The organism is Rhodosalinus sp. 5P4 (genome assembly GCF_041365695.1).
GTDB lineage: Bacteria > Pseudomonadota > Alphaproteobacteria > Rhodobacterales > Rhodobacteraceae > Rhodosalinus.
In genome coordinates this window covers 187,490-198,880 of sequence record NZ_JBGFSJ010000007.1, presented here as the reverse complement: position 1 = coordinate 198,880, position 11,391 = coordinate 187,490, and the positions used below count along the sequence as shown (strand labels likewise).

Annotated in this window: 8 protein-coding genes; 6 read left to right on the top strand and 2 right to left on the bottom strand. The window is 66.3% G+C overall.

The features are described from left to right. Positions 1-174: 174 nt before the first annotated feature. From AB6A69_RS14410 to AB6A69_RS14395, 4 genes are read left to right on the top strand one after another with little or no spacing between them, the layout of a single operon-like run. On the top strand, positions 175-888 hold the full coding sequence (locus tag AB6A69_RS14410) for a hypothetical protein (RefSeq protein WP_371061281.1): 714 nt from the start codon (positions 175-177) through the stop codon (positions 886-888). Between the two features lie 30 nt (positions 889-918). Then, a complete protein-coding gene (locus AB6A69_RS14405; protein WP_371061280.1) occupies positions 919-2,043 on the top strand; it encodes a glycosyltransferase family 4 protein in 1,125 nt (374 codons plus the stop codon). 53 nt (positions 2,044-2,096) lie between these two features. Continuing rightward, positions 2,097-3,785, top strand: a complete 1,689-nt coding sequence (locus AB6A69_RS14400) for a glycosyltransferase domain-containing protein (protein WP_371061279.1) — start codon at positions 2,097-2,099, stop codon at positions 3,783-3,785. Then, the gene (locus AB6A69_RS14395) at positions 3,778-5,028 is read left to right on the top strand and encodes a glycosyltransferase family 2 protein (RefSeq protein ID WP_371061278.1); all 1,251 of its coding nucleotides are present in this window, start codon (positions 3,778-3,780) and stop codon (positions 5,026-5,028) included. The genes AB6A69_RS14400 and AB6A69_RS14395 overlap by 8 nt, the downstream gene beginning before the upstream one ends. 196 nt (positions 5,029-5,224) lie before the next feature. Here AB6A69_RS14395 and AB6A69_RS14390 read toward each other — a convergent pair whose 3' ends face one another. Next, on the bottom strand, positions 5,225-6,139 hold the full coding sequence (locus AB6A69_RS14390; protein WP_371061277.1) for a LysR substrate-binding domain-containing protein: 915 nt from the start codon (positions 6,137-6,139) through the stop codon (positions 5,225-5,227). 220 nt (positions 6,140-6,359) lie between these two features. Here AB6A69_RS14390 and katG point away from each other — a divergent pair, with 220 nt between their 5' ends. Then, the gene (gene katG / locus AB6A69_RS14385; protein ID WP_371061276.1) at positions 6,360-8,534 is read left to right on the top strand and encodes a catalase/peroxidase HPI; all 2,175 of its coding nucleotides are present in this window, start codon (positions 6,360-6,362) and stop codon (positions 8,532-8,534) included. Positions 8,535-8,783: 249 nt separating this feature from the next. Here katG and AB6A69_RS14380 read toward each other — a convergent pair whose 3' ends face one another. Next, entirely contained in the window at positions 8,784-10,382 is a 1,599-nt protein-coding gene (locus tag AB6A69_RS14380) for a GMC family oxidoreductase (RefSeq protein ID WP_371061275.1), read from the bottom strand. Positions 10,383-10,487: 105 nt separating this feature from the next. Between AB6A69_RS14380 and AB6A69_RS14375 the strand changes: the two genes are divergently transcribed. Beyond that, a complete protein-coding gene (locus AB6A69_RS14375; RefSeq protein WP_371061274.1) occupies positions 10,488-11,372 on the top strand; it encodes a LysR substrate-binding domain-containing protein in 885 nt (294 codons plus the stop codon). Positions 11,373-11,391: the final 19 nt, after the last annotated feature.

Below are 11,391 nucleotides of genomic sequence, written 5' to 3'. Positions count from 1 at the left end.
ACCACGCCACTCTGGAAACTCAGACCATGGCAGCGTAACTATCCGAAATCAGCCTCCGGCAAACCCGGCGGGGTTCATTTACAGAATGTTAACCTTTCGGATGTCTCTCTTGGACGCTGCGGCCGTTGTTGCCGCTACCTTGGTTTAAGTGAACCTTCCCGGTGACGGCTGCTGATGCGAGACGACAGCGAAATGTGGTGCAACCTCTGCGGCGGGCACGAGTTCATGGACATGAACCGTCGCGCCGCCGTCAAGTGCACGACGTGCCTTTCACTCGAGCGGACGCGGGCGCTCGAACTGTATCTTGCACGGCTAGACCTGAAGCGCTCAATGCGGATTCTTCAAATCGCGCCGGACAAGGGCCTATACGATTTCCTGTCCAAGCCTATCGCATCCCAGAATTACGTTGCGGCAGATTTCGACGTGACGCGATACGAGTTCCTCGATCGATGCGCTTTCGTAGATCTCTGCGACCTCGACGATTGGCTTGACAACGACTTCGATATCATCATCCATCGTTATGTTCTCGTGCATACGCCTTGTGATATCGGCTACTCGATGCACCATCTCGACCGGATGTTCCGGCCGGAGGGCCACCAGTTATGCGTCATTCCGATCATCCTCGGTCACTGGGACGAAAGCTTCGCCGATCTTCCGGATGAGGAGAGGACCGCGCGCTTCGGTCAGTTCGATCATGTGCGGCGGCTCGGCGCGGCAGATATCGCCAGGCATCTCGGCGCTGTCATCAGACTGCCGGATGCACCCGATCTCGCAAAAGATATCGACCCGGCAACCTTGCAGCGGCACAATATTCCCGAGGCATGTTGGACGGGTTTCAACATCAGCACCGTGCTGGATTTTCGCAAGGGTGACTACCTCCTTTCGTAGGAGGCGGCCTCCATCGATGAAGGGTATCTCTTGGCGCGGATCTTCATTGACGACGGGTTCCGACGATACGAGCAGACCGGTTACGGTCAGCTAGCACGCATGGTCATCCGAGCGCTGCACGAGCACTCGCGGTATGAAGTATGCGTCGCACACGACAGATCACGGAGCGTTCCGCACGGAGCGTCGCGCCCGGAAACCTTTGCCCATCTGCCCTCGTGCGAGGAGGGGTGGGACGCGACGCTGCGCATCGGATCGCCGGCGCCGCTCAAGACATCGGGGAAGCCGTTTCTCTACTATACGCAGAACGCACTTGGCGGCTTGCGCTCGGAATGGGCGCAGTGGCTGGCGCAGGCGGATACCCTGATCGTACCGGGCGAGTTCGATCGAAGCGTTTTTGAACGCCATCATGACCACGTGCATGTCTGCCCGCAGGCGATCGACGCCGAATTCTTCGTGCCGGTGCCCAGCTACCGATCCGAGGGCGCAGAAGAAACCTCCTATCTGTTCGTCGGTTCGTTCGGATACAGAAAGGGGACCGATCTCATCCTGCCTGCCTTTGCGCGTGCCTTTGCCGATGGCGCGCCAGTGCACGTCCATCTGCAATGTTTCAGCGGCCTGAACGGACGGGCGTTTACGGATCTTTTCGCCCGGGCTCGGAATTTTCCACGGAATATCCGTGTCTCTTTCGGCAGCGATTCGCTCTCCCTTCTCTGGATGCGCCGTCATCTGAACAGGCATGACGCCGTCTTCACACTTTCCCGCGGCGAGGGATGGTGCATGCCGCTCTGGGAGGCCCTGCATTCCGGGCTTCCGACGGTGGCGCCCGCATCGACGGCGATGGCAGAATATCTGCCGCGCTGGGGCACCGAATTCATCGAGACCCGGGAAGTCGAGATCGCGAGTATCCCGGACCCGGCGGCGGCCTCGCTGGTCCGGCAGTATGGAGAGGACGGTATCACGCTCTACGAACCCGACCTGAACGATGCGGCCCGTGCCCTGCGGCAGATCTACGAAAGTATGGCAGAGCGCAAGCAACGTGTCAGGGCACGGCGGGGCGAGCTCGTGAGCGCGTTCGGTCTCGATCGCATGGCAGAGGCGCTTTCCGGTGCAATCGACGCGACGCTCGCCCGATGCCGGGCGACGAGCAGGGGATGACAGCGGCGGTGCATGGCACGCGGGCACACCAGACGACGGAAGGATCGAATACAGTGGATGATCTTGTGCAGGCGGAAGGGTCTTGGGACGACCGCACGGGAAACGTCGATGCGGGCGATCTCGAGGAGGCGTTCCGAGCGACAGGCCTGTTCGACGAGTCGTTCTACCTCTCGATCAACCTCGATGTCCGGCGCGCCGGCGTCGATCCTTTCCAACATTTCTGCCGCAACGGGTTCGCCGAGGGGCGGGATCCCCATCCGGCGGTCGATCTCTTGCATTGTCGGTGGGTTCATTCCCTAGACCACTGTGGCGAGATGGACTTCCGTGCATTTCTCGGCCTGGTGAGCGAGGTGGCGCAGTCCCCACTGACCACATCGATGTGGTCGCCGTCGCCGCTTGTTTGCCCGGCCTGGCTTGCATCCGAGGATATATCCGCGCCCAGTTTCGCACGGCTCCTCGACGAGAACGTGTCACGGCACTTCTTCCTCCATCCCGCGCTCCGTGACGTCGCAACGTTGGAAGGCGTAAATACCGTCGGCGATGTCGTTCGATCTCTGCGGGCAGGCGCGCTGGTCGACTGCGCGCGGTTCGATCTTTCGAAATACGCCCAGGAGCATCGCGATCTTCGCCAAGCCGGGATGTCCCCTTACGGGGCATTCCGGTACGCATTCTCCTTTGGTCTGGTGGAGAACCGCTTCAAGTATCTCGGGGCGCGACCGCGGTCCGATGCCTCGGTCGATCAGCGCTTTCTCGAGGTGATCGCTCTCCTCCTGTCGCGGGAGGCGGCGGGTCGGTTTCACGGCGCGAACGAGAGGATCGCGTCTCTGAGCGTGGATGAGCCCCTGCGCATCGTGCCCCTCGGGGAGGACGGTGAGGAGGCCGGGCGTGACTCCGCCCTTCCAGACGCTCGCTCCATCGCGGACCTGCGGCAATTGCAGACGGCGATCGATGTCAGACCCGTCGCCTTGTGCGTGCCGTGGATCCGATCGGTCGAAAAACGCGAGGAGCCGACGGATCGTGACCTTGTGGCGGGGCGCCATGGTTTGCCGATGACGCGACGGGTTGTCTACAGCGTGTCCCTCGGGAACTACGATGCCGACCCGCCCCGGCCGCCTGCGGGAATGGACGACACGCTCTATGTCTTGATAACGGACATGAGGTTTCTTTCGCCCGGCTCGGAGTGGCATATCGTCAGACCGGTTTTTGGGGAACGGGACACGAAGCGGCTGTGTCTATGGTACAAGACACATCCCCACGTCCTTTTCCCTTGGGCCGAAACCACGGTCTGGATGGATGGCAACATCGCTTGCCACAAGGGGGCCGCGGCTGTCCTCACCGCCCATTCCGCACTGTCCGAAGTCGCCACATTCTCGCATCCGGACCGCTCTTGCGTTTACGCGGAAGCGGAGGCTGTCAAGGCACTTGGCCTCGACCATTCGACGGTGGTCGACGATGTCGTGCAAAGGCTCAAGGCGGAGGGCATGCCGGCGAACTGGGGTCTCTACGAGACCAACGTCCTTCTTCTGCAAGCGTCCGACCTGGCCGTGCGCGCCTTCCTCGATAGCTGGTGGACCTCGATCGCGACCGGGTCGCGGCGCGATCAACTGAGCTTCACGCCGGCGGCATGGCGGGGGAATATCTCCATCGCGCCGCTGGACGGCGATGGTTCGGCAGCGCACAGCCGTTTCTTCTCGAAGGAGCCTCATCGCAACAGTCGGGGAAGGTTCGTCAATCATGCGTGACGTGACGATTGTCGTGCCGGTCTTTAACGCGGCGGAAGACTCGGTTGCCTGTATCGAGAGCCTTCTGGCGAGCGATGCAGGCTCGACATCCATATTGCTTGCAGACGACGGGTCTCGCCTGGATGTTCTGGAGCTTTTGCGCCACCGTTTCGAGGGGAATGACAACATCACTTTCGTCGCCCACTTTCGCAACCGCGGATACACACGAAATCTAAGGCTGGTCTGGGACACGGTCGAGACGCAGTTTGTCTGCGTCCTGAACAGTGACACGCTCGTTCCGTCCGTATGGCTCGGCCCGCTGTTAGCGGCCCTGCGTGAGAACTCCTGGCTCGCCGGTGTCGGGCCGGTGTCGAATGCTGCGAGTTACCAGTCCATTCCGAATGTCCACGCCTCCGACGGATCCTTTTCGACCAACGATGCTCTCGGTCATGATCGTCGACATCGAGATACGTTGAATTCGTTTCTCGGGCAGAGGTTTGCCGACCTCCTGATCGACGTGCCGGTACTCAATGGCTTCTGCACGGTTTTTCGCCGGCACGCCGTTGATCGTGTGGGCGGCTTCGACGACGAGACCTTCACCCGGGGCTATGGTGAAGAGAACGATATGTGCCTGCGCCTGACACAGTCGGGCTGGAGGCTCGCCTGCATGCCTAGCATTTTCGTTCACCATGCCAAGAGCCGCTCATTCGGCACGACGATGAGGGATGGACTCGCCCGCGAGGCGGTCAAGCGGCTCGGTCGGAAATTCGGCGTGACGGTTCCGCGAGAACTGGATCAGCAATTGCAGACGAATGTCGAACTATCCGCCATGCGCCAATCCTGCGCTTTTCTGTCAGCTGGCGCCCCCGAGGATTTCGTGGTTGCCGACCCTTCCGATGCGCCTTCACCCGCGCGGTGCCGCGAAGGGACGGTCACTCTTCTGAGGTTGCACGGCCCAGGCGAACTTACTCTCGCAAGCAGCGGAATGGACTGGATGGAGGGAGGAGATGCAATAGACCCCTCGTTCGCTTTCTCCGGGGATAGGCTCAGCGTCTCTCTGCCGGCCGATGCTGCCTTCAGCCTCGTTCGTGAAACTCCCTATTCGACTGCGCTTGGCGAGCTCATGCTGATGTCATGCCACCGCCCCGTCCTGCTCGGACAGTGGGATCCGGATCCGACCGTCATGGAGCACGGTCGGTCGAAGCATCTCCGGTTTCGTCATCTCTTCGCCTCTCCCCGCGAACCAGCACCGGTTCGGGCATGATCTTCTGTCGCCTGCCGTCACCCGGGTTTCGTACGTGACGCGACGCGGCATGCGCGGGATATCGAGAGCACGGCGACGTCATTCAGCGTGGCCAGCGTGATACCGGAGCAAGGCGACCCGAGCCATTGACATCGCGTGCCGTGAGGCCGCGCTCCGGCGCCGTCACACAATACGCCATCGGCGCGTCCGTCCCGATCTAGCTCGCGCCGCCCTTGTCGGCGGGCCGGGTTGCGGCGTGGCGCACAACCTCGGCGACCCGGTGCAGTTGCTCGGCCAGCGGGCTCGATTTCCTCCAGATCATGCCGATCCGTCGCGCCGGGCCGGGCGGGGCGAAGCGCGCCACGCTGACCGCGGCGGAGCGTGTCTCGACGGGCACCGCCATCTCGGGGATCAGGGTGACGCCGATGCCGGCGCCGACCATCTGCACCAGGGTGGAGAGCGAACTTCCGTCCAGAAGCTCGCGCGGGCGCGCAGCGTGCATGTTGCAGAAGGACAGGGCCTGGTCGCGGAAGCAGTGCCCCTCCTCGAGCAGGAGAAGACGCATCTCGCGCAGCCGCTCGGCGCTCGGAACGGGCTTGTCCGCATCGCCGGCCGGCCGCACCAGAACGAACTCTTCGGCGAAGAGGTCGATTTCGGCCAAGGCGGGTTCCGAGACGGGCAGGGCGACGATCGCGGTGTCGAGGCGGCCCTCCGACAACTCCTCGATCAGTCGCGCGGTGAGCGTTTCGCGGACCCGGATGTCGAGTTCGCCGTAGCGGCGCGACAGTTCGGCCATGATGCCGGGCAGAAGATAGGGCGCCACGGTCGGGATGATCCCGATCCTGAGCCTGCCGGCTAGGCTGTCCCGCGCGGCGCGGGCGAGATCGGAAAGCTCGTCGACCGAGCGCAGGATCTCGCGGGCGCGGGCAGAGACCTCCTCTCCGAAGCCGGTCAGGCGGACCTGCCGCGCGCCCCGCTCGAAAAGCGGCGTGCCGAGCGTTTCCTCGAGGTCGCGGATCTGCATGGAGAGCGCGGGCTGCGAGATCGCGCAGGCATTGGCCGCCCGCCCGAAATGCCCGTGCCGCGCCAGCGCGTCGAGATAGCGAAGCTGCTTGATGGTCAGATTTCTCATAAGTGCGACTTATCAAACATATCAGAAAAAGAAACTTACACAAATCGCTCGGGTTTGCTAGAACGATTCCAGGAAACGGGAGGGTTTCGCCACCGCGGCGCGCCGGTGGCAGCAGGCCAGAAGCAAGGCCCGCCAAAGCGCCGCGCGGTTTGCCGCAGGGCCCATACGCAGGCACCTCTCGGCCGCCGGACACGCAACGCAGTCACGATTGGAGAAAGACATGGACGGAAACGATATCCCCGCAGGCAAATGCCCGGTGATGCATGGTGGCATGACCGCGCTCGGCACCACCGTGATGGACTGGTGGCCGAACGCGCTGAACCTCGACATCCTGCATCAGCACGATCGCAAGCCCGACCCGATGGCGGAGACCTTCAACTACCGCGAAGAGGTCGAGAAACTCGACGTCGACGCGCTGAAGGCCGACCTGCACGCGCTGATGACCGACAGCCAGGAGTGGTGGCCGGCCGACTACGGGCATTACGGCGGCCTGATGATCCGCCTGGCCTGGCATGCCGCCGGATCCTACCGTCTGGCCGACGGCCGGGGCGGTGCCGGAACCGGCAACATCCGCTTCGCGCCGCTCAACTCCTGGCCGGACAACACCAGCCTCGACAAGGCGCGGCGCATTCTGTGGCCGATCAAGAAGAAATACGGCAACCGGATCAGCTGGGCCGACCTGATCATCCTGGCGGGCAACGTCGCCTATGAATCGATGGGGCTCGAGACCTTCGGCTTCTCCTTCGGGCGCGAGGACATCTGGCACCCCGAGAAGGATGTCTACTGGGGCGCCGAGCGGGAGTGGCTCGCCCCGTCCGACACCCGCTACGAGGATGTGAGCAAGCCCGACACGATGGAGAACCCGCTCGCCGCGGTGCAGATGGGCCTGATCTACGTCAACCCCGAGGGCGTGAACGGCCAGCCCGACCCGCTCCAGACGGCCGCGCAGGTGCGCGAGACCTTCGCGCGGATGGCGATGGACGACGTCGAGACCGCGGCGCTCACGGCGGGCGGTCACACCGTGGGCAAGTGCCACGGCAACGGCGACGCGGCCGCGCTCGGCCCCGAGCCGGAGGCCTGCGGCCCCGAGAGCCAGGGCCTGGGCTGGGTCAACGCGGCGCAGGCGGGCCTTGCAAGCAAGGCGATCACCTCGGGGATCGAGGGCGCCTGGACGACGGAACCCACCAAGTTCGACATGGGCTATTTCGAGATGCTCTTCGGCCACGAGTGGGAACTGAAGAAAAGCCCCGCAGGCGCGTGGCAGTGGCAGCCCGTCGACATCAAGGAAGAGGACATGCCGGTCGATGCGAGCGACCCCTCGGTGCGCCGCATGCCGATCATGACCGATGCCGATATGGCGATGAAAATGGATCCGACCTACAACGCGATCTGCCAGAAGTTCATGGCCGATCCGGAGTATTTCAAGGACAGCTTCGCCCGCGCCTGGTTCAAGCTGACGCACCGCGACATGGGCCCGAAGGAGCGCTACATCGGCCCCGATGCGCCGCAGGAGGATCTGATCTGGCAGGATCCGGTTCCGGCCGGCCCCACGGGCTATGACGTCGCGGCGGTCAAGCAGAAGATCGTCGACAGCGGGCTTTCCGTGGCCGACATGGTCGCCACGGCCTGGGACAGCGCGCGGACCTTCCGCGGCTCGGACATGCGCGGTGGCGCCAACGGCGCGCGCATCCGTCTCGCGCCGCAGAAGGACTGGGCCGGCAACGAGCCCGAGCGTCTGGCGCGCGTGCTGGGAGTGCTCGAGCCCATCGCGGCCGAAACGGGCGCGTCCATCGCGGACGTGATCGTGCTGGCCGGCAACGTGGGCATCGAGAAGGCCGCGAAGGCCGCGGGGATCGATGTCGAGGTGCCCTTCGCGCCGGGCCGCGGGGACGCCACCGACGAGATGACCGACGCGGACAGCTTCGCCCCGCTCGAGCCCGTCGCCGACGGCTACCGCAACTGGCTGATGAAGGATTACGCGGTGAGCCCCGAGGAGCTGATGCTCGACCGGACACAGCTCATGGGGCTGACCGCGCCCGAAATGACCTGTCTGCTGGGCGGGATGCGGGTGCTCGGCACCAATCACGGGGGCACGAAGCACGGTGTCTTCACCGACCGTGAAGGGGCGCTCACCAACGACTTCTTCGTGAACCTGACCGACATGGCCTATGCGTGGAAGCCCGCGGGCGAGAACCTCTACGAGATCCGCGACCGCAAGACCGACGAGGTCAAGTGGACGGCCACGCGCGTGGACCTCGTGTTCGGCTCGAACTCCATGCTTCGCGCCTATGCCGAGGTCTACGCCCAGGACGACAACCACGAGAAGTTCGTGACCGACTTCGTGGCGGCCTGGACGAAGGTCATGAACGCTGATCGGTTCGACTTGGTGGCGTGACGCGGGCAAGTGCGGGCCGCCCCGGCGGCCCGCCATGAGGACTGCAGGGCGCGGCGTCGCGGGGGAACCCCGGGCGCCGCGCCTTCGCGTTTCGGGACCGGCCCGGCGCGGCCGGCGGGCGGAAGGGCTATGCCGACCCGTCATCCGCCGGCCCGCTGCGCCCGGCGCCGGCCCCGGGCCGGGAACGGTCGCTTTTCGGGACATCGCGCCGGATGTGCCCATGCCGCGCCCGCGCGGCGCGGGCCGCGCCTAACCGGCGAGGATCATGTCGGCCGCGCGGGTGGCGGTCATGATGGCGGGGGCGTTCGTGTTGGCCGATGTGATGTTCGGAAAGACCGAGGCGTCCACCACGCGCAGCCCCTCCACGCCCCAGACGCGCAGCGCCGGATCGACCACGCCGCCTGCCTCCCGCGGTGCCATGCGACAGGTTCCGCAAGGGTGGAAGACGGTGGAGGCGCGCGCGCGGAAATCCTCGACGATGGCGCCGTCGCCCGCCCCCTCGGGCGTGAAGCTTTCCGCGCCGGCGACGAGCCCGCGCAGCGCCCGCGTCCCGAGAAGCCGCTCCACCAGCCGCGCGCCTTCCACGACCTGGGCGATGTCCTCGTTGGTGGAAAGATAGTTGGGCCGGATCCGCGGCGCCTGGGCGGGATCGGGCGACGCGATGTCGATGCGCCCGCGACTCGTCGGCCGGCACGGATTGAAGCCGAGGCAGAAGCCGGGCCACGGGTCGGGTTTCAGAAGCGGCCGGCGGCCCGTCAGGACCGTGGTGTAGCTGAGCGGGTTGAAATAGAGTTGCACGCCCGCCCGGGCCGCCCCGGGGGCGCCGCGCAGCAACCCGCCCATCTGGTTCACGCTGAGCGACAGCGGCCCGCGCCGCGTCAGGAGATAGCGCAGCGCCGCGCCAAGCTGTCCCGCGCGCCGGCCGAGCGCCTGGTTGAGCGTCGCCTCCGTGGCGCGGAAGATGTAGCTGACCGCGAGGTGATCCTGCAGCCCCCCGCCGACGGCGGGATTGTCGACCCGCACCGGGACGCCCATCCCCGCCAGAAGCGCGCCGGGCCCGATCCCGGAAAGCTGCAGGAGCTGCGGCGACTTCACGGCGCCTGCGGCGAGAAGGATCTCGGCCCGGCAGCGTGCGACACGGTCCGCGCCGCCCTTGCGGTAGCGTACCGCCACCGCCCGCGCGCCATCGAAGACAAGTCCCGTCGCCTCTGCCCCCGTGCGCACGACGAGGTTCCGGCGTCGCCGGGCGGGCGCGAGGAAGGCGTCGGCGGAGGAGCAGCGACGGCCGTGCCGCGTGGTGACGTGGTAGGGCCCCGCGCCCTCTCCGGTCACGGTGTCGCCCTCGGCAAGCCCGGCCTCCCGCGCGGCGTCGAGATAGCGCCGCGAGACGGGGTGATGCTCGCCCGAGCAGTCCGTCACCCAGAGCGCGCCGTCGCCGGTCGCGCGGCCGTCCGCGCCGACGCGCCGCTCCACGCGCTCGAAGGCGGCGGCGGTTTCCGCCGCGCCCCAGCCCGGGTTGCCCGCGGCCGCCCAGTCCTCGTAATCCTCGGGCAAGCCGCGGCAGTAGACCATCGCGTTGATCGCACTCGACCCGCCCAGAAGCCGCCCGCGCGGCCAGTAGAGGTCGCGCCCGCCCAAGCCCGCATCCGGCTCGGAGCGGAAGCGCCAGTTCATGCGCGGGTGGTGGAAGAGATGCCCGTAGCCGAGCGGTACCCGGACCCAGGGCGAGCGCCCCGCGCCCCCCGCCTCGAGCAGGAGGACGCTGTGCCGGCCCGACGCGCTCAGCCGGTCGGCAAGCACGCAGCCGGCCGAGCCGGCGCCCACGATGACGTAGTCGAACTCTTCCATGTGCCCGGTCTCCGACCCTTGCAAGACGGAGGGTTTCAGGCTTGCAGACCAAAGACAAACAATGGAATTTGCGGGTATGACCCCATTGAGCTTTGGTCATCCGCGATGAAATCCCTGCCGCCCCTTGCCTGGCTGCGCAGCTTCGAGGCAGCGGCGCGCCATGGCGGCTTCGCCGCCGCGGCCGAAGAGCTTGGCCTGACGCCCGCCGCCGTCAGTCAGCAGATCCGCGCGCTCGAGGCACGGCTCGGGTTTCCGCTTTTCCGGCGGCTGCCGCGGGGCGTCGCGCTCAACGAGATGGGGCAGGCCTACCTGCCCTCGGTGCGCCGCGCCTTCGAGGAGCTGTCCACCGCCACGGCGGGGCTTTTCGGGCCGGGCCGTGCCGAGATGGTAGTGGTACGCGGGCCGCCAAGCTTCGCCGCCCTCCGCCTCGCCCCGGTGCTGGGACGCTTCCGCGAGGCGCGCCCCGACGTCCCGCTGCGGCTTTCGACCTCGATCTGGGCCGAGGCGTCCGACGACGACCGGGTGGACATCGACATCCGCTACGGCGACGGACGGTGGGCCGCGCCCGGGTCGCACAGGCTGACCGAGCCCGTCTCGTGCCTCGTCGCCGCGCCGGGCGGCGCGCCCGCGCCCGGCGAGCCCGCGGCGCTTCTGAAGGCGGTGGCGCCGCGCGCCATCCATGTCGCCGGCTGCGAGAGCCTGTGGCATCTGGCCGCGCGGCGGTTCGGTCTCGACCCGGGCGCGACCGGGACTGGGCTCGGCGTGGATTCGTCGCTCGTCGCGCTGGAGATGGTGGCGGCGGGGCTCGGCGTCGCGCTCATCGCGCGGGATCTCGCGCAGCCCTATCTGGAGGCCGGCCGGGTCGTCTGCCCCGGGCCGATCGAGATCGCCCATGACGAGGCGCATTACGCCGTTCTGACGGAGGCGGGCCGCACACGGCCCGAGGCATGCCTTTTCCGGGATTGGCTGGTGGCCGAGTTCACCGGCTGAGAGGCGGGCGAATGCCGCT